We start from the raw sequence: 18,241 nt of genomic DNA, 5'->3' as shown, positions 1-18,241 counted from the left end.
TAAAATGTCTTTATTAGGCGGAATTGTGATAAGGATAGAAACAATTGGCAAATACGACAGAGTTGTCCTCATAGGTGAGAAGAGAAACGCGTTTACGCCAAATCTTCTCGAGGATCTACTAGGGCTGAGATGTGAGAGAGATGTAGTAATTACGAACGAGGGTCCGGTTTTCTCCGCTGGGCTAGATCTGTCGATATTTCTAGAGGGGAGGGAAAAGGCGTTTGAGTACCTTTTGAAGATTCATGAGCTTGTTAAGAAGTTGCTTGAATGCGAGAGGCGGGTGGTGGCGCATGTACGGGGAGACGTCTACGGCTTCGGGGTCGAGTTATTGTACTTCCTAGACTACGTCGTCGCGGCTCACGAGTCGGTGAAATTTTCTCTGCAGGGCATAAACCTGGGGCTTTTCCCGCCGTACACCGTGGCGATAGGGAGCCGTCTGTTTTCACATGGCCATCTGAGGATTATGTTGAGCAGAGATTTCACGGCGCGTGAAGCTTTATCGTTCGGCGTCGTTTCTGAAATAGGCGGGCTGGAGCTTGAGAAGTTATTCTCGCCGCCTAGCCACGTCGCGAGCTTCGCCTCGCCGAAGAGGCGCCTTCTTGAAGTGGTGGACGACGCGGTTCCCTATCTACACAAACTGGCTGAGGTGGGCACCAGCGAGGAGACTAGAGAGAGGCTTAGGAAGTTCTTCGGCAGGAAAGTCTAAAAAGCCCCGGGCGTAGTTTTTCCAGTGCCGGCGAATTTACCAGCCGAGGCCAAGGCCGCGTGGCTGAAGGTGATGGAGGCTAAGACGCCGGAGGACAAGATCAGGGCCATGGAGGAGTTTCTCTCGACGGTGCCTAAGCACAAGGGCACTGAGAAGCTTATAAAACACGTCAGGAGGAGAATGGCTGAGCTGAAGAGAGAGCTCTACGAGAGGCGGGAGAAAGAGAGGGCAATACGCGGCGGAGGCGGGGCCCGCCTCTACGTGGCTAAGGAGGGCGACATCCAGGTGGCTGTTGTGGGGCCGCCCAGCTCTGGGAAGACCTCCCTCCTCCAGTGTCTTACAAACACAACGCTTAGACCTGACGACCTGCCGTTTTCCACCGTGGAGCCAGTGCCCTCAATGTTTGTAGAAGACGGCGTCTATGTACAGCTGGTCAAGACGCCGAGTCTAGTTTTGGAACAGAGTAGCGAGCTAAACACCATTACCCTGGCCACGGTGAGAAACGCCGACGCCGTCTTGCTGGTGGTGGGCGCCGACGCCGACCTCAGAGCCTTGGAGAAAATTCTCAGCTTTTTTGAAGACGAGGGTGTGCACCTTACGCCGCCTAGCAACTACGTGAAAATTGAGAGGCGTGGCCTCGGCGGTATACAGATAATTGGAGGGGGGAGGGTGCTGGGCGGCACTTTAAACGATGTCAAGAGGATTCTAAACGAGTACGGGATACACCACGCTGTTGTCTACATAGAAGGCGCAGTGGCGCTCGACGAGGTAGAGGAAGCCCTGTACGTCGACAAGATGTATAAACCCACAATCGCCGTGGTCACAAAAATAGACTCCATAAAGCCGGCGGCCGACGTCGTGGATTTCTTTTCTAAAAGCGGCGTTAGGTACTACCTAGCCGACTTGAGGAGTTGCTCTCTAGACAGGAGGAGGTTGCTAGAGGATCTTCTCCAAGCCACGGGGAGGATAAGAGTATTTACAAAACCTATCCACTCAAAGACCTATGTAAACAAGCCTATTGTGGTGAAGGCCGGCTCCACAGTGGGCGAGGTGGCGGCTTTAATACACTCCTCACTCGCCGAGACGTTTAAATACGCAGTGGTGTGGCGCAGAGAGACATTCCCCAGCCACCCAAAGAGAGTGGGGCGCGACTACGTCCTCCACGACAACGACGTGGTAGAGATACACGCCTAGATATTTAATTCGGTACAAGAGTTACGTGGTGTGCGAAGACGTTAAGCGGGTTCTGGAGAGGCTAGACGAGATAGAGATAATGCTAAACACAGTCCTTGAGGAGTTGCGGGAGTTGAAAAAATCGGCGCCGGGAGCGCGTCAGCCCCAGAAGTCTTCTTTTATAGACATGCTCCGGGAGAAGAAGTTTGTACAGCTGTCGGAGATTAAGTCGAGGCAGGCGCTGAGGCAGGCCCTGGAGAGAGGCCTTGTGCTGGTGCTGCGAGACGAAGGGACGAACAGAGAGTATGTAGTGCTGAAAGAAGCCGCGCGTGAGTTGCTAGAGAAGCTCCCCATATCTGTGTCTGATGCGGAAAAACTCGGCGGGAGGGAGTACGAACTTTTACAAATCTTGAACCGCCTTGGCTACGTATTGCTTAAAGGAGGTCAATACATAAAAACAGAGCTGGCAGAGGAGTTCTACATATGAGCGAGTTGTTTTGGTTTGAGAAGTATCGTCCTCGTTCTTTTGATGAGGTGGTGGATTTGGAGGAGGTTAAGGCTAGGCTTAGGGGTTTTGTGAAGAGCGGCGACATGCCGCATCTCCTCTTCTACGGCCCTCCCGGCACTGGGAAGACCACCATGGCCCTTGTCTTGGCTAGAGAACTCTACGGTGAATACTGGCGGGAGAACACGCTGGAGCTCAATGCATCAGACGAGAGAGGGATAAACGTAATCCGGGAGAGAGTAAAGGAATTCGCGCGGACGGCGCCCGTGGGCAAAGCCCCCTTCAAACTAGTCATACTAGACGAAGCAGACAACATGACTTCAGACGCACAACAAGCACTACGCAGAATAATGGAAATATACGCACAAAACACAAGATTCATACTACTAGCAAACTACATCAGCGGGATTATCGAGCCTATCCAGTCCCGCACTGTAATGTTTAGGTTCTCCCCCCTCCCCAAGGAGGCGGTTTTTACACGGCTCCGCTACATAGCCGAGAACGAGGGGGTTAAGATCTCAGACGACGCGCTAGAGACGATATATGAATTCACCCAGGGCGATATGAGGAGGGCTATAAACGCCCTGCAGATAGCCGCCTCTGTAGATAAGGAGGTGACTGAGGAGGTGGTGGCCAGAGCCCTCGGCATGGTGAGCCCCCGTCTTTTGAGAGAGGCTCTTCACGAGGCTGTGAAGGGGAGTTTTGGAAAAGCCGCCACTCAGATATATGGATTCGTGGTGGACGGCGGCGTCGGCGAGCTGGAGATTATAAAGCAGATACACAGAGAGGTGCTGAGGCTAGACGTGCCGGAGTATGTAAAACCCGAGCTTGCCTACATAATAGCCGAGGCTCACTACGCCATCTTGAGGGGGGCCCACGGACTTACACAGATCTACGGCGCGCTTGCTAAAGTTAGGAAACTTCTAAGGTCTAGATAGCTACATCTGTCCCAGAACCAGTCTCGTGTTATAAACGAAAGATTTTTATACCCCAGAAAAGCTTATAAACACGCCATGTCCGGGACTAACCCCACGTCCTCAGGCAAGCCTCTTAAACTCCGCATCAACAGAGATAGTGAGGGGTATTTAAGTCTTGTTACAGACACTGGCGAGGTATACCGATGCCCCATCTGCGGGAATGACAAGTTCGTATACAACTACGAGAAGGGTGAGGTGGTGTGTATAGTATGCGGCGCAGTTGTCCAGGAACAGCTCCTCGACCTGGGGCCGGAGTGGAGGGCCTTTACCTCAGAGGAAAAGGGCCAGAGGGCCCGTACCGGCGCCCCCCTCACGAGACTCATCTCAGAGGCTCTAACCACGGTAATAGACTGGAGAGACAAAGACGTATCTGGGAAAGAGCTCGACATTAAGAGAAAGCTAGAGGTCATTAGGCTGAGGAAATGGCAGACAAGGGCCAGGGTACAGACGTCGTACGAGAGAAACTTCATACAAGCCGCCCAGGAGCTAGAGAGGCTGAGGAGCTCCATGGGCATACCAAGGCCCTGTATAGAACAGGCGCTGGAGATCTACAGACAGGCACTAGAGAAGGAGCTAGTCAGAGGGAGGTCTGTAGAGGCCATGGCAGCCGCCGCCCTCTACATGGCCTGCCGTATGATGAAGATGCCAAGACCTCTAGACGAGCTAGTTAGGTATACAAAAGCGTCGAGGAGAGAGGTGGCTAGGTGCTACAGACTCCTCCTCAGAGAGCTAAATGTAAAGGTGCCTATAAGCGACCCAATCCTCTACATCTCAAGGATAGCGGAACAGTTAAAACTCAGCGGTGAGGTGATCAAGTCTGCAATAGACATACTTCAGAAGGCGAAGAAAGCCGGCATAACCGCCGGTAAGGATCCGGCTGGCCTCGCCGCCGCCGCGGTGTACATCGCCTCGCTAATGCACGGCGACAACAGAACTCAGAAAGACTTCGCGGTGGCCGCCGGAGTCACAGAGGTCACAGTCAGGAATAGGTACAAAGAATTAGCTAAGGCGCTTAACATCAAGGTACCTATAAAGTAAAATTTTTTAAAAACCTCTCCTCTAGGTCCGCGGTGGTAGCTGACGTAGTGGTAGAGGCCGCGGAGAGGCCTTTCAACGGCGGCCACGTGGTGATCAAATTAAAGAACCCCGTCCTCGAACTCGGGGAGAGAGAACTCGCAACTCTAAAAAACGTCATAGATAACGTGGTGAGGTACATGAAGGCCGAGTTCTCCCCGGAGGGTTTTAATATCTACATCAAAGACCGGGAGGTGCATATAATACCTCGTTGGTGTGGGGATGTAAATGTGGCGTTTTTCGGCGGCATAAAGGTAATTCCGCTAGCTCCCAGCGACGTATATGAGAGGGTTATTGAAAAATGTTGCCATGAATCTAACGCTTGAGGCCGTATCCTCGGCGATTGTACTAGCTATAGGCGTTTTCTTAGCCCAGAGAATCCACCACGACTACAAATTAGTTACAATTTTTAAAAATTATCCACTGCCACAATCAGTAAAGAGTAATAGTATAATCGACTTAGATAAACTATATATATTTATTCAGAACTTCAAATACAAAGTAGAGCCTAAAGGCGTTCAGCTAAAAGTGGAGGGTAACCTCATAAAGATCTTATCTGGCGTAGGTGAAGTAGACATAGTACTTGAGGCGTGGGGGTATCTAGATATGTATAGAGTCCGCAGGGTGATTAAGGTGGTGGAGTAGTCACGTCCGTAGGATTTGTCTAAGGAGCATTAGTACCTGGATGTCCCACACCACGAGAAACGCATACGCCAGCACCACCCTCAGCGATAGTAAAGTAAAGGAGAGGAGTAGACCTATAACGTCTATGAGCAGTATAAGCCCCACTAGGATGAAGGCAACCTCGGCCTCCTCAACTATGCGGATAATTAATGCAGATATTGTCATCAACAAGACGCTTACTAGCAGAACCGCGTCGATGGTGGATGTAGTAAAAAACACGACGAGCGATAAGAAAAGCTTAAACACAGCCACCGTGGCTAAGGCTCTGTGCACCAGCAGATGGATAGCACCGGTAAATAAGCTTGTTGCGTGTGAAGATTTATAAAGAGGTCAATAAGAGGGCTTGATGACCAAGGCGCCGAAGCCGCTTGTGAAAGTACCCGCGAGGATAGCCCAAGGCGGCGTGACTAGGTGGAAGACCGGCAGAGGCTACTCTCTTGAGGAGCTACGCGCAGTAGGCATAAACGCTGATCAGGCGAGGTTGCTTGGAATCCCGGTGGACGAGAGGAGGAGATCCTCGTGGCCTCAGAACGTGGAGAATCTGCGGAAGTGGCTTCTCGACGTGTTGGAGGGCAAGATCGCGCCGCCTGAGCCGACGTATCCAAAACTAGTGGAGATAAAGCGGAAGCGCGGGAGGGCGTACAGAGGCTTGACCTCCGCCGGCAGGGCGTCCAGAGGGCTGACCTCTGTGAAGCTCAGAGAGACTCACAACTACAAGTTCAAGAAGAAGGCCAGGGAGAGGGCGTTGAAGAAGAGGCACGAGGCGACGAAGGGATTAGGAAACGTATTGAGAATATCAAAAATTATAAACCGGAAGTAGCTACTTAAACTGTCTCAAGTTCTCTATCAGCTTTTCAATACTCATAGTAGTTGTCGCAAGCGGTATATGGCTTCTCTTTGCAATCTCCACGGCGAGTTGGTCAATGGCGTCGGGCTTCAGCCCGTGGAGCACCACAAGCGACGGCTTTACACTTAGGACAGAGGACATGGACTTTATCGCTATCATCGGAGAGCGGCCGGTGGATACCTTTGTAAATATCGCCGCGCGCTGAGTCGTACTTCCATAAAGCCGGACATACTCGGCGGCAGGCACCTCCAGCACCAGCTTGACGCTGTCGACGACCGTGTAGCCGTGTATGTCGAGGCCCGGGGGCGGGCGGACCACAACCTCCGCCCCTATCGCCTGTAGAAAAGCCGAAGCCGGCACAGGCTCTGAGAATTCCCGCATATCGAGCACCGCTATCCAGAACTTCTCTTTTAACAGCTGGCGCTCGAGGAGGTTTATAACCATGCCGCCCCTCTCTAGATCTGTCTCTATTAGCGCCTGTACAAATTTCTTAACGAATCTAGAGCCTGGGAACTTCCTACGGCCCGACTCGTAGTCGCTGATAACGCTGGGGGATGTGTTTAGCCTAGTCGCTATGGCTGTCTGCGTAAGCCCAAAAATAAGTCTCCACTTCTTTATAGCCTCCCCTGGATTATCCGAGACTATTATATCGCCAGCTATGTATATAGCTACGTGGTGATGACTCACGTGTGTATGTAATATGTGATTTTTAATTTTTACTTTTTGGCTAAACGCCGAGGGAGGCATGTAGTGCCGGGATATAAGATTTAAATTAGGGGTTTTCTATAGGCGTGCTTAGTAAGGAAGAGTTGCTTGAGAAAATCCGTGAAATAAATTCTCGAATTGACGAGGTCCAGAGACAGATAGACGAAACCACTAGCGAAATAAACAACAAAAGAACTCTCCTGGAGGAAATCCGGAAGGAGCTCGCCGAGGTGAGGTCGCATATCGAGGGCGCTAGGGGGCGGCTTCAGAAAACTAGAGAGTTGATAAGCTCCCTAGTGGAGAGAAAGAGTCAGATAATAAACCAGATAAGAAGTCTTAGGAGTGAATTACTAAATATGAATATAACTATGCAGAAATATAGAGAAAAACTAGTTATCTATAGAAATCTATTGAGTACAATAAATGAGTATGTGGGGGGGAAGACGCTTGAGAAGGATAAGTTGAAGCGGATAATTGAACAACTTGAGTACTTCTTCGAAACCTCGCCTACAAACCCCGAGTGGGAGAGGCAGTTTATCAAGTACATAAGTGAGATAGAGAAGGAGTTGAACCTGGCGGACTCCATGGAGAAGATAAAGGCGCATATAGCTGAGTTAAAGTCTCAAATTGACGAATTTAAAAGCAAGAGAGAGGCCATTAGAAGCGAAATAGCTAGATTAGTTCAAGATCTAAATACTGTAAAACAAGAGCTGGCCCAGCTAAAGGCAAGTAGGCAGGAGGTGTACAAGGAGCTTGCGAAGCTGAAGGAGAGGAGAGAAGAGCTGAAAAAACGCCGGGAGGAAATCAAGTCGGAGATTCTACAGCTGGCTCTGAAGCGGAAGGAGCTTAGAGAGAAGAGGAGGGCTCTCCAGGAGGAGCTGGAGAAATACAACGTACTGCTAAAGGCTTTAGAGCTAGCCGAGAGGAACAAGGCGAGGGCTAGGGCGAGAGAGGAGCGGGTTGAGTCTCTGAAGGAGAGGGCGGAGGTCTTGTATAACAGGTTGCTAAATGGAGAGAGGTTGACTCATGACGAAATTAAGATATTGATAGAGGCTGGATACCTGCCGGAAGAGTAGTGCGTGTTCTTGTTTTATACGTCGATAGAGACGGCGATTTAAAGGCCCAGGGATTTGAGACGCCTGTTGTAGGGAGAGACGAGGTGTTGAGGCTGGCAATTAGGTATATACTGGCAAACCCGGACGACTCAGACGCAAACGCCGTGTTTGCCGCAGTGAAGATATACGATAGGCTGACCTCTGAATATGGAGTTGAGAACACAAATGTGGCTGTGATTAGCGGCTCTCCAGACCCGGCTGTGGCTGACGTAGTTGTGGTTAAGGAGTTGGAACAGGTGTTGGCGCTGTACGACGCGGATGCTATTTATTTCGTCTCTGACGGGCCCAGCGACGAGGCGGCGATCCCAGCAATTCAGTCGAAGAGGCCTGTGATGTCTGTCTATAGAGTAGTGGTAAAACAGGCGAGAGGCGTCGAGGAGACGGTCACGCTTTTTAGATACTATCTAAACAAGGCGGTTAAAGAGCCGGAGTATCGCAGATACACCGTGGGCATACCTGCGCTTCTAATCTTTATCCTACTTTTTGGAAACACTTTTAACATAGAAATTATTAGATACATGATAAATATTGTATTTTTATTTATGGCTTTCTTTATAATGATATATGGATTCGGTATTTATGATTTTCTTAGAGACGTGTTAAAGAGATATGAAGTGACTTTTATCATAACGGTGGTATCTATGTTTATAGTAGTTATCTACTTGGCGTCTCTCTTTCTAGGAGTGCAGATAATACCTAACTACGTACTGTTAGCGGTCGTAGTCATTCCCTACGTGTCCTATGTAAGTGAGGCGTATATAATAAACAAGAAAATTAAGTACGGCGGTATAGTAGCGGGGGGCGTAACCTTCTCCTTCTTTTACCTCCTCTTCCCAGTTATTACCAAACAGGAGGGTAATCTCGTAGAGGTGTTGACGGCTATCGGCGAGTTTCTAGCCGCGGTGTTTCTCATCGTGGTGGCGGTTTATATCGCTAGGCGTGTTTTAGAGAGGTAATGGAGATCTGTGTGGTGGGGCTGGGGCAGAGGTACCCGTGCCTCGCGCGCGAGGAGGCGATGGCGCTGGCGGAGATAGGCAGGTGCGAGCCGGCTGAGGTAGGCGCGCGCTACGCGGTATTTACCTGTCCTAGTTGTGAAATTTTCAAGAGGGCTTCCTTGGCTAAGTCAGTAAATGGGGAGAGGATTAGGAAAGAGAAGCCGCAGATCGAGAGGTCCACCAAGACGCTGGACTACATAACAGCCAGGCTCATGGTTAACCTGGCCCGGGTGGCAGAGGGGAGTAGGATCTGGGAGCCGTTCGTGGGCACGGGCGCCGTGGCGCACGAGGTCGAGAGGGCGGGGGGCTACGTGGTTGGGACGGACCTGGACTTGGAGGCCCTGTTCATAGCTAGGCGTAATACGTCTGGCGACGTGGCGCAGGCAAACGCGGTTCTCCCCCCGCTTAGGGGGGGTCTCGACGCCGCCGTGGGCGATCCGCCCTACGGCCGGCTGGCGAAGTCGGAGTTGGAGATAAGAGCTCTTATACAAGAGTTCGCCGAGGTGGCCTCTAGAGTTGTAAAGAGCGGAGGTTACGTGGTCTTCGCCTCTCCCATATATGTGGACGTTCCTGCTCTGAGGAGCTGTGTTATGTATCTCCACGGCGGCCTCTACCGGGTGGTTTACATATGGAGAGTTTCTAATCGGGGGGAGGGGCTTGGTAGTACACCTTGCCTCTGTAAGTCCGCGGCGCCAGCCAGTCGAGAAATTGACGCACATCTCTCGTCCTCACGGTAAAAGTTATGGGGCCTAGGGGGGACTCCCCCGGCTCTGTGACGAAACTAACAACGCCCACATACGCCGCCTGTTTATTAATTGAAAATACTACCGTGTCCTCGCCGACTATCCCCCTGGAGATCACGCCCCTCGCCGCGTCTTGTATCCCCTGGCGCCAGATGGCCCCCCTCATTTTCTCAAGACACTCACTCCCGTCGCACGTAGCGACTAGAACTACTCCGGTGTCTCCCCTCCTCTCCTCTATAGAGGTGGGGGTGAATACGTTTTCCAGCGCCTTCAAAACTTTGTTCTTGTCCTCGGTCAGCCTAACCTCAACCACCGCTTCGACTCTCATAACAAGCCTCTTAACTCGCGTTCAAGCTCCTCAATAGGCTTCTCGTTGACAACGATGTAGTCGGCCCTGGCGAGGAGATCCGCGAGGCCGAACCTCAACTCTCTGAGATCTCTTAGGAGGAACTGGGAATAAACAGCCGGATCATCACTCCTACCCCTCGCCGCGAGTCTCTGATACCTCGTTCTTCTAGAGGCGACTACGTATATGAGAAAGGTGGGGCCTAGGTGCTCCTCGATGGCCTCAACCTCCTCTAGGCTCCTCACTCCGTCGATTACAATCTTTCCGCCAGGCTCGACGTTTTTTAGAAGTATGTTTACCACGGCCCTCCTCCCCATTTCTAGGCGTAGGTTCACCGCCGCCTTGTCAGGCGTGTACCCACGCCTCTGAGCGTCTAGCCTAACCACGTCGCCTAGGCTGTAGTAGCTGTACCCCATCTTCTCAATTAACCTAGCCAGTGTAGTCTTCCCAGCCCCGGGGAGTCCAGCTACAGCTACTACGTCAGCCACGAAGTTTCTAAGTGGCGTAGTTATATGTTTTCAGTACCCTCGCCACCTCGCCGTAGCTAGAGTCGGTTTTGAAACCATCTGGAGACATATGCGTCGCAGTTGAGTATATACCTGCCTCCCTGAGGATCTTCAAGGCCTCTTTTAGAGTTACACTCCTGCCACCCACAGCGAATTCAGGCATTCTGTAGTACCAAGGGGCGGCTACGGAGTACTCCTCAGCCAGTAGTTTCAGGAAATCTTGGTGAGGTCCGAACTCCGCCATTTTGTATATAATCAGCGGCTCCCCCATGGGTCCTATCCACAGAGGCCCCAGGTAGCTCGCGCCGGGCCGCGTAGTTACCCTCCTCAGCCCACCCTTGTACTCGAGGTAGCCGATGTTGCGGAAGTTGTCGTCAGCGTCTCTGGCCCCCCTGACGGCGTATGCGCAGAATCTGAAGTAGTGGCCCTCCCAGTAAGACATCAGCGGCTCTATTTTGTAGTCCTCCGACGCGGCGACCCTAGCCACGAAACCGATTAAGTTTCTAAGACCCACCTCTATATAGAAGGGGGTCCTAAACGCCACAGAGCCGTATCTCCTTAGGCATTTTCGCGGATAGCGCCCAACCAAGACCGCCGTGTCGGTGGCTGTGGCGCAGATAAGTCCCTCCTCCCTCAAGGCTCTGAAGGCCGCCTGCATAAACGGCGCGGGGGAGCCGAAGGGATCTATATCCACCACGTCGCAGGTATCCCTCAGCCTATGCAACAAGACGTTGGCATCTTCATTATATACCTCGGCGTCGACGCCGTTTATCTCTAGGTTCTTCTTAATGAGCTCAGTCGCTTCTTTGGATATGTCGTTAAGCACCAGTCTGCCGACGGCTCCGCTCTCCACGGCATATCTAATCCCCCTGATCCCCGTCCCACTGAGCGGCTCACATACGGTGAGGCCGGTCTTGCCGTACGCCTTTAGTATCAACACGGAGAGAGTCCTGTTCTTCTCCATAGCTGGGTTGTAAAAAACCGGCGCCGAGTATATGCCGCCATACTTCTCGGGATCTGGAGTGTAGAACTCCACGGCGCCCTCCCTCCTCAAAGCTAGGTGCCTCACGCCTTGTCCACCTCTGCGCTAAGCGCCTGCGCCAGCTCAATAGTTTTTCTAAGCCTTTCACGATCTGAAGTAATGAATATGGTCCTGCCGTCGTGTTTAATGGCGTCTGGATGTGACTCGACGAGCTTATATGTATTTGGAGAGATCTGCCTACTAGCCAGCTCCTCAGGTGTGGCCCTTGGCTTCTCGCCCACCTCTATCTTCTTCATAATATCGTCGCCGAATATAGAAGCCAGCCTCTCGGCGACTCTCAGCGGCGCCTCTATCTCGCCGCGCTCGTAGCGGTACACCGTCTCTCTCGTCACGCCGAGGCTGTGCGCCAGCGCGCCTAGACTCATACCCATCTTCTGCCTCCTCTCCCTCAGCTTCTCTCCATCTATCGAGGCTGTGATGATGCCGCGGCTTAGCTTATACACAGGTTCTCTGCCCTCTAACACGTCGGTGAACGTTGCCAGAGACATAAAGACCACGCTGTCCTTTATGTGGACAACGCCGCGTTGCAAAACTTGAGACTTGACGGTAGACACCACACATATACTAGCCGCGTCGGTGTACATACTGAGGAGTTTAAGATCCTTTAGCGAGCTCTGCGAAACTTGATCCGCGTCAGGCGCAATCCTCATTATGTACTTATACCTGTCAAATTTCGCTACTAATGTATAGGCGTAGGGCCTACTGACGTCTATGAACAGTTGTTCTCCCCTACTCCTAACTATATTTACTGTGGCTTCTATCAACTTACTTCCCATCTCCAGTAATTGGGAGTGCGTGAATATTTAAAAGATTTTGTGGCTATCAAAACGGTGAAGAGACCCGGCAAGGCCAATCAGTGACGAGATATTCATGCACAGATCTACGCCGGCTCAACAATTTTAACTTTCTGGAAGTGGTACGCTTGTGAGGAGGATAAGGTTGAGCAACAGGGAGATAAAGGAGCTACGCGAGTCCCACAAATTCGCGGCGCCGATAATGAGTAATGTAGATACTGTTGAAATAGTCCCGTTGACTGAGAAAGAATCCATAATACTTGTAGACGGCGAGCCCCTCCTCTCTAAGGTATCCGTTAAAGACCTGGGCGAGTTCATAATACCCTCGTTATATCTAATTCACAAATCACCAAAGGGGGCGTTGCTACCGCCCCTCCCCAAGGCCGTGGTAGACGCAGGGGCCGTGAAGAGGATCATAGACGGCGCAGATGTGATGCGGCCTGGGATAAAAAAACTAGAGGGAGAGTTTAACAAGGGGGATACAGTCTTTGTTGTTGACGAGAAGGGCCGCGCAATTGCGATAGCCGTCGCCCTCCACTCCAGCGAAGAGATCCAGCAGATGGAGAAGGGGAAGGTACTGCTGAATTTACACTACCTGGGAGACCGCATCTGGCGGGCATCGCTAGAGCTGGCTAAGAAAACCTCTTAAGACCTCGTCGAGGGCGTCGCGGCACATACAAGACTTGTACCTCCTCAAGGCATCTACAGGCGGCTTCAAGCCTAGGCGCATCAAGCCGTTTGCCACCTGGGTGACATTTCTGCCGCCGCCTAGAGTCGCCGATTCGAAATCGATAATGACAGGCCGCCCACCCTCGACTATTACGTGCCTCTCCAGTCTAGACAACTCGTTGTGAGAAACGCCGGCGGCGTCGAGCCTAAAGGCTTGAGTCAACAAATCCTCGACGAGATCCCTCCTCTGCTGACTCCCAGCGCCGCCCCACCACCTCTCCAGCGGCACCCCGTCTACATATCGGTAGGCAATTACGTCTCTGCTGTATGTGTACAGCCTGGGCCCCACGCCAACAGAGTTGGCAATGTGGAGAAGTTGCCCCTCTTGAGCCAGCGAGGGCCTCGTAGAGTCGCCGCGCCTGATCTTACACGCCAAGTCAAAGCCCCCAAGCCTAGGCCTACACCTATACACAACGCTGTTGGTGCCCTTACCCACTACGTAAAAGCCGTTAAGCATCACCGAGCCCCCCTCTAGAACCTCTAGCTGTAGCTCCTCTATCTGGAGAAGCACAGAAGCCACGTGCCTAACCCCGCCTCCCAGAGTGTGGAGGAGCAGAACCGCCGCGCTGTCCGGCACATAACTCCGTAGCAAGAATTTTATAAACACATGGAGGGAGTACGTCGTGGAGAAAGACGTCGTAAAGAAAATAGCCCAGTTGGTGAGGGCGGGGGCTACCCTCACCTCCTATACCTGTCCAGTCTGCGGCACTGTACTAGTCAGACTCAAAACCGGGGAGCTCTACTGCGCAAACTGCGAACGCACCGTTGTTCTCGTAAAGACCGAGGAAGAGGCGCAACAAGCCGTGGAGGTGGTACAGCTGAGAGAGGTGAGGAGAATTGTATTCGACAAGATACTCCAGCTGGGGAGAGAGATCGAGAAGCTGTCTGCCCCGGAGATGATCGAGCATCTAAGGTCGATGAGCCTGCTCCTGGACATATACGAGAGGCTGAGCCGCATCCACACCGAGGCCTCGAAGCAGCAGGCTAAGTCTTTTTAGACAAGTCTGCGAAGAGCCTCGCCAGCACTATATGGGCCAGGGGGGTGAAGTGCGCCGTGTAGAAGCTGTAGAGGGTGTGGTTCCCCGCGAGGTACACAAGCCAGTAGCCGCCGTAGGTAGAGAGGTAGAGGATAGACACGTCATCCCTCCTATACAAACTGTAGATCAGCGCTATTAAGTAGGCCGGCGTGCCGCTGGCGTAGATATCGGGGTTTATGTAGAGGGCGAAGCTGTTCTGCATAATCAGCCAGTCCAGCGGACTAGACGCCGTCGGGCCAGGAGGCCTAGATGTGGTGTGCCAAGACAAGGCGCCGAGGATCTCCCTGACCCACCTCTCCAACCCCAGCCCTCCCGCTATCGGCATATTGACAATGAGGAAGACGGAGACGGCCATTAAAAGCACCGCCGCGAAGTTCCTAACGCCGCGCCTCGCCAGGAGGTAGGCCAGCCCAAAGATGGGGAAGGCGCCCGAGTACTTGACAGAGGCGGCTAGCCCAAGGGCGGCCCCCGTCCCCAGGAGCCTGCCGGAGAGGTAGAGATAGGCCAGCAACGCTGTGAAGAAGCCGAGGTACACGTCCAGCATGGCGATGCCAGCCATCGCTCTAAAGGTGTTGTCAAAAAGCATAAGCGCGGCGGCTATCAACGCGTACAGCTCGCCGGCCACCCGCCTAGCCGCCAGAAACACAAACACCAAGGTCAGAGAACCCAGGACGATAGACGGCAACCTCCAAAACAGAGGCTCATCCCTCACAGCCTCAACGGCGGCGATCACGTACTTGGCTAGGGGCGGGTGCTCCAGGTTGTAGTAGCTAAGGATACCCTCCTTGTCGGGATAGGGAAACCCCCTCCTCAAATAACACGCAACTCCACCCTCGACAGTAACCGCATCTATCTTCGTATACTCCTTGACAATCCTGCTCTCATTAGTGAGGCAGTTTGTAGTTGTTGTGAAATATGGCGAATTAGCAGTTGACCTGAAAAAGTCGTGTAGCAAATTTCTCGCCGAGGTCACATACCAAACCTCGTCAGAGATGTACCCCGGCCCGCCCGGCAACCCGTCGGAGCCAGGCAACTGCGCCACCGTGTAGGCCAGGTACGCAAAGACCGCAACCACCAAGACGAGGCCAGCATAGGCGTATTTCATTAGCCCGGGTCTAAACACCCTTATTAAAGAAAATTTACTAAAACCTAGTAGACGTGTGGAGTGGGTGATGAGTAAGACCGCTGGCGATCGGTGGGCGGGGTATGCAGCGCTGAGTTTTTAATAAGGAGATTTAGAGTGGGTGTGATGCGGTGGTTCTTCGCCGACGCCGACAGATGAGGACGCCCCTACCCAGCTGATCAAGCCTTTTGCACCTCTATGTTGACCTCTTCTCCGGAGATGTCCCACCTGCGCCCGTTTTTAGCCTCGCCGATCGCCACCTCTACGGCCCTTGTCTCGCGGGCGATGTAGTCTCTGTAGCGGCTTACGGCTTCTTTGACGTCGGCTGAGCTGGTGTCCACCACAACTCTGATCGTGTCTCCGATGTCCAGCCCGGCCTCTTTTCTCATCACCTGTATGCGTCTTATGAGTTCTCTTGCCAGCGCCTCGTAGTAGAGGTCGGGCTCCAGCTTGCCGGGGATGCACGCCTCTACTCCCCCCTCGGCGGCTTTTACATAGTCCTGGGGGCAGGGCCCCGTCTTCACCTCCTTCACGTTTCCGAGATATTTCAACAGCTCGGCGTAGCGCTCTGTGTACCTGCCGCCGTTTATATACGCCTCCCTTACCGGCCACCTGAGCTTTATGCCGGCCCTGTTTCTCGCCTCGGCTAGCGCCGAGAAGGCTGTGAAGAGCTCACGGAAGGCCTCCACAAGCTCCCTCTCGACGGGGCCCGGGGTCGGGTACTGGGATAGGTGGACAGACTCGGGGGCCTCCTTGTCGTACTTCCTCACGTAGGCCTGCCACAGATACTCGGCGACGAAGGGCACCATTATCGAGGCGAGGATCAGTACATTTTTCAACACGTGGTGCAGAACGGCGTACGCGGCGTATTTGTCGGGGGTCTGCTCCTCGCTCCAGACGCGCCTCCTGAGGAGCCTCACATAGCGGTGGCTGAGGGTTTCGACAATGAACTCCCTCAAGGCGTTGGCCGCCTTGTGTAGCTCTATGTTCTTCACGTAGTCTGAGAAGTTTGCCACAAGCATGCTTAGCTCTGAGAGGAGCCACCTATCCTCGTCGAGGGCCTTGTCTACCCACTGGCTTAGTGGATACTTATCTGCGGTAAAGCCGTCGAGTGACATGTAGGTGTCGGCGAACCTCACCACGTTCCACAAGATGTTTAAGTCGCTGACTACGTGCTTAACCTCGTCGGGGTCGAAGGAGAGGTCTTCCCAAGGCGCGGCTTTGGAGAGTATGTACAGCCTCACGGGATCCGCGCCGTATTTCTCAAATAGATCCCTCGCCCAGATGACGTTGCCCCTGCTCTTAGACATCTTCTGGCCGTGTTTGTCTAGGATAAGTCCCTGGATCAGCACAGTTTTGTACGGCGCCTTGCCGGTGTAGAGCACCGACGTGGCCAGGAGGGAGTAGAACCACCCCCTCGTCTGGTCAATGCCCTCCGTCACGAAGTCGTAGGGGTAAAGCCTCTGCCAGAGCTCCCTATTCCTCTCCCCATCTACTGCAGCTATCCACGCGATCCCGCTGTCTAGCCAGACGTCCATTACATACGGCTCACGCACCCACTCCTCGCAGTCAGGTGTGGAGATCTTAACTTGGTCTATCCAAGGCCTGTGGACTAGCCTAAAGTCGTCCACTGGGGGCAGCTCCTTGGCCAGCTTCTTCAACTCCTCCAGGGAGCCTACGACCAGTATACGCCCATCTTTTCTACACCTCCAGACGGGGAGCGGCGTGCCCCACACCCTGCTTCTCGAAATATTCCAGTCTCTGGCGTTTTGGACAAACACGTCGAACCTATCCCTCAGCTTCGTCGGCACCACGTTAACTCTCTGCAACTCTGAATACATCCTCTCGCGGATGCGGGAGATGGCGATGAACCACTGCCTGTCCGCCCTCAGTATTAGCTTAGAGCCGCAACGCCAGCAGTGGGGGTACTCGTGCCTCACCCTCTCCTCATGCACCAGCAACCCCTTAGCCCTGAGGTCTTTGATGACTTCCTTATCCACGTCGTATACATGCATCCCCGCATACTTCCCCCCCAGCTCGTTGTACACGCCGTTTATCTCCACGCTGTTGGTAACCGGCAGGCCGTGCTTCTTAGCCAGTTCGAAATCCTCGGGGCCGTGGCCAGGCGCGATGTGGACAAGCCCAGTGCCCTGATCCAGCGTCACGAAGTCGGCGGCAACCACCCGGTGGCTCCTCCCAGCCCTCTCCGGCACCTCATCGGCAAGGGGGTGCACGTACGCAGTCCCCACCAGCTCGGAGCCCCTCCTCGTCTCCAACACCCGCCAGCTCCTAACCCCGAATTTAGCCATTAGAGCGGGCACAAGGGCTTCGGCGAGCCACCACCTCTCACCCCCCTCTACCTCCACCTTAGCGTAGACGTAATCGGGGTGCACAGCCACGGCCTCGTTGTCGACTATGGTCCACGGCGTCGTCGTCCAGATGACTAGATACTCGTCGCGACTCCCCTCCACCCTAAACTTGACGTAGATCGACGGGTCCTCCCTCTCGTCGTAACCCAGCGCCACCTCGTGATCGCTGAGAGAAGTCTCGCAACGGGGGCAGAACCACAACACCCTGTAGTCCTCGACGAGGAGGCCCTCTTCGTGAGCCTTCTTCACGACGCGCCAGGCGTATTCAAGATAGCGGGGTTGCCTAGTCTCGTAGGCGTTCTCCAAATCTAGCCACAGCCCCAGCCGCCTCGTCCCCCACTCCCTCCAGTAGCTGAGATATTCCTCCACCAGCGAGTTGCACTCCAAGGCGAACCTCTCCAGCCCGTACCGCTCAATATCCTTCTTCGACCTCAGCTTGAGCTTCTTCTCAACCTCCCACTCAACCGGCATACCCTGCATATCCCAGCCGCCCTGGACCCACACGTCGTACCCCAGCAGACGGTGGAAGCGTATGACGACGTCTTTATAAGTGCGGCCCCTGATGTGGCCCACATGGGGCATCCCGTTTGTGGTAGGCGGCCCCTCAAGAAACGCGAACACAGGCCCGCCGCGCCACGACTTCCACCTCTCAAAAATCTTGCGCTTCTCCCAAAATTCCCCAACGGCTCTCTCTACTGCGTGGGGGTTGTAGTTCGGAAGCAACCTGAAATCCCCATGCGCCATTTAATGTCGGTAAACCTATATTTTTTA

Annotated in this window: 21 protein-coding genes; 12 read left to right on the top strand and 9 right to left on the bottom strand. The window is 53.4% G+C overall.

Going from position 1 to position 18,241, the window contains the following annotated elements:
- The first annotated feature begins 25 nt into the window (after window positions 1-25).
- The 6 genes from P186_RS00125 to P186_RS00100 all read left to right on the top strand — a co-directional run bounded on the left by P186_RS00125 (window position 26) and on the right by P186_RS00100 (window position 4,761).
- Window positions 26-706 carry an enoyl-CoA hydratase/isomerase family protein gene (locus P186_RS00125; protein ID WP_148682535.1) on the top strand — a complete coding sequence of 227 codons (681 nt, stop codon included), beginning with the start codon at window positions 26-28 and terminating at the stop codon, window positions 704-706.
- A gap of 24 nt (window positions 707-730) precedes the next feature.
- On the top strand, window positions 731-1,900 hold the full coding sequence (locus P186_RS00120) for a TGS domain-containing protein (protein WP_014287324.1): 1,170 nt from the start codon (window positions 731-733) through the stop codon (window positions 1,898-1,900).
- A 25-nt stretch (window positions 1,901-1,925) separates the two neighbouring features.
- Entirely contained in the window at window positions 1,926-2,366 is a 441-nt protein-coding gene (locus tag P186_RS00115; protein ID WP_014287323.1) for a hypothetical protein, read from the top strand.
- Entirely contained in the window at window positions 2,363-3,322 is a 960-nt protein-coding gene (locus tag P186_RS00110) for a replication factor C small subunit (RefSeq protein WP_014287322.1), read from the top strand. The genes P186_RS00115 and P186_RS00110 overlap by 4 nt, the downstream gene beginning before the upstream one ends.
- Before the next feature lie 75 nt (window positions 3,323-3,397).
- Entirely contained in the window at window positions 3,398-4,399 is a 1,002-nt protein-coding gene (locus tag P186_RS00105; protein WP_014287321.1) for a transcription initiation factor IIB, read from the top strand.
- A gap of 32 nt (window positions 4,400-4,431) precedes the next feature.
- On the top strand, window positions 4,432-4,761 hold the full coding sequence (locus P186_RS00100) for an HIT family protein (protein WP_014287320.1): 330 nt from the start codon (window positions 4,432-4,434) through the stop codon (window positions 4,759-4,761).
- Between the two features lie 319 nt (window positions 4,762-5,080).
- Here the strand turns inward: P186_RS00100 and P186_RS00090 are convergent, their stop codons facing one another.
- Window positions 5,081-5,392 (bottom strand): hypothetical protein, encoded by a 312-nt coding sequence (locus P186_RS00090; RefSeq protein WP_014287318.1) that lies wholly within the window; start codon window positions 5,390-5,392, stop codon window positions 5,081-5,083.
- Between the two features lie 73 nt (window positions 5,393-5,465).
- Here P186_RS00090 and P186_RS00085 point away from each other — a divergent pair, with 73 nt between their 5' ends.
- The gene (locus P186_RS00085; protein WP_014287317.1) at window positions 5,466-5,939 is read left to right on the top strand and encodes a ribosomal protein L13e; all 474 of its coding nucleotides are present in this window, start codon (window positions 5,466-5,468) and stop codon (window positions 5,937-5,939) included.
- Here P186_RS00085 and P186_RS00080 read toward each other — a convergent pair whose 3' ends face one another.
- Window positions 5,940-6,653, bottom strand: coding sequence for a helix-turn-helix domain-containing protein (locus P186_RS00080; protein ID WP_148682534.1), 714 nt, complete (start codon window positions 6,651-6,653; stop codon window positions 5,940-5,942). It abuts the gene before it with no gap.
- Window positions 6,654-6,757: 104 nt separating this feature from the next.
- On the opposite strand from P186_RS00080, the gene P186_RS00075 reads away from it, so the two are divergent.
- From P186_RS00075 to P186_RS00065, 3 genes are read left to right on the top strand one after another with little or no spacing between them, the layout of a single operon-like run.
- Window positions 6,758-7,747, top strand: a complete 990-nt coding sequence (locus P186_RS00075) for a coiled-coil protein (RefSeq protein ID WP_014287315.1) — start codon at window positions 6,758-6,760, stop codon at window positions 7,745-7,747.
- The gene (locus P186_RS00070; RefSeq protein ID WP_014287314.1) at window positions 7,747-8,742 is read left to right on the top strand and encodes a DUF373 family protein; all 996 of its coding nucleotides are present in this window, start codon (window positions 7,747-7,749) and stop codon (window positions 8,740-8,742) included. The genes P186_RS00075 and P186_RS00070 overlap by 1 nt, the downstream gene beginning before the upstream one ends.
- Window positions 8,742-9,518 (top strand): TRM11 family SAM-dependent methyltransferase, encoded by a 777-nt coding sequence (locus P186_RS00065; RefSeq protein WP_014287313.1) that lies wholly within the window; start codon window positions 8,742-8,744, stop codon window positions 9,516-9,518. The genes P186_RS00070 and P186_RS00065 overlap by 1 nt, the downstream gene beginning before the upstream one ends.
- Here P186_RS00065 and P186_RS00060 read toward each other — a convergent pair.
- The 4 genes from P186_RS00060 to P186_RS00045 are packed head-to-tail and all read right to left on the bottom strand — an operon-like array spanning window position 9,421 to window position 12,194.
- Entirely contained in the window at window positions 9,421-9,852 is a 432-nt protein-coding gene (locus tag P186_RS00060; protein WP_148682533.1) for an RNA-binding domain-containing protein, read from the bottom strand. The genes P186_RS00065 and P186_RS00060 overlap by 98 nt on opposite strands.
- Window positions 9,849-10,358 (bottom strand): AAA family ATPase, encoded by a 510-nt coding sequence (locus tag P186_RS00055; protein ID WP_014287312.1) that lies wholly within the window; start codon window positions 10,356-10,358, stop codon window positions 9,849-9,851. Before P186_RS00055 ends, P186_RS00060 begins: the two co-directional genes overlap by 4 nt.
- 7 nt (window positions 10,359-10,365) lie before the next feature.
- The gene (locus tag P186_RS00050) at window positions 10,366-11,445 is read right to left on the bottom strand and encodes a tRNA (guanine(26)-N(2))-dimethyltransferase (RefSeq protein ID WP_014287311.1); all 1,080 of its coding nucleotides are present in this window, start codon (window positions 11,443-11,445) and stop codon (window positions 10,366-10,368) included.
- Window positions 11,442-12,194, bottom strand: a complete 753-nt coding sequence (locus P186_RS00045; RefSeq protein WP_014287310.1) for a helix-turn-helix domain-containing protein — start codon at window positions 12,192-12,194, stop codon at window positions 11,442-11,444. The genes P186_RS00050 and P186_RS00045 overlap by 4 nt, the downstream gene beginning before the upstream one ends.
- Window positions 12,195-12,342: 148 nt before the next feature.
- On the opposite strand from P186_RS00045, the gene P186_RS00040 reads away from it, so the two are divergent.
- On the top strand, window positions 12,343-12,861 hold the full coding sequence (locus P186_RS00040) for an RNA-binding protein (RefSeq protein WP_014287309.1): 519 nt from the start codon (window positions 12,343-12,345) through the stop codon (window positions 12,859-12,861).
- Here the strand turns inward: P186_RS00040 and P186_RS00035 are convergent.
- On the bottom strand, window positions 12,835-13,518 hold the full coding sequence (locus P186_RS00035) for a serine/threonine protein kinase (RefSeq protein ID WP_193383986.1): 684 nt from the start codon (window positions 13,516-13,518) through the stop codon (window positions 12,835-12,837). The two genes, P186_RS00040 and P186_RS00035, sit on opposite strands and share 27 nt — an antisense overlap.
- Window positions 13,519-13,564: 46 nt before the next feature.
- Between P186_RS00035 and P186_RS00030 the strand changes: the two genes are divergently transcribed.
- Window positions 13,565-13,939 carry an Sjogren's syndrome/scleroderma autoantigen 1 family protein gene (locus tag P186_RS00030; protein WP_014287307.1) on the top strand — a complete coding sequence of 125 codons (375 nt, stop codon included), beginning with the start codon at window positions 13,565-13,567 and terminating at the stop codon, window positions 13,937-13,939.
- Here P186_RS00030 and P186_RS00025 read toward each other — a convergent pair.
- Both P186_RS00025 and ileS read right to left on the bottom strand, forming a co-directional pair.
- Complete coding sequence (locus P186_RS00025; RefSeq protein WP_014287306.1) at window positions 13,926-15,083, bottom strand: phospholipid carrier-dependent glycosyltransferase; 1,158 nt, start codon at window positions 15,081-15,083, stop codon at window positions 13,926-13,928. The two genes, P186_RS00030 and P186_RS00025, sit on opposite strands and share 14 nt — an antisense overlap.
- A 197-nt stretch (window positions 15,084-15,280) precedes the next feature.
- Window positions 15,281-18,214, bottom strand: coding sequence for an isoleucine--tRNA ligase (ileS, locus tag P186_RS00020; protein WP_014287305.1), 2,934 nt, complete (start codon window positions 18,212-18,214; stop codon window positions 15,281-15,283).
- Window positions 18,215-18,241 lie beyond the last annotated feature (27 nt).

The organism is Pyrobaculum ferrireducens (genome assembly GCF_000234805.1).
In the GTDB taxonomy this organism is placed as follows: Archaea; Thermoproteota; Thermoprotei; order Thermoproteales; family Thermoproteaceae; genus Pyrobaculum; species Pyrobaculum ferrireducens.
This window is presented reverse-complemented; position numbering and strand designations above follow the sequence as displayed.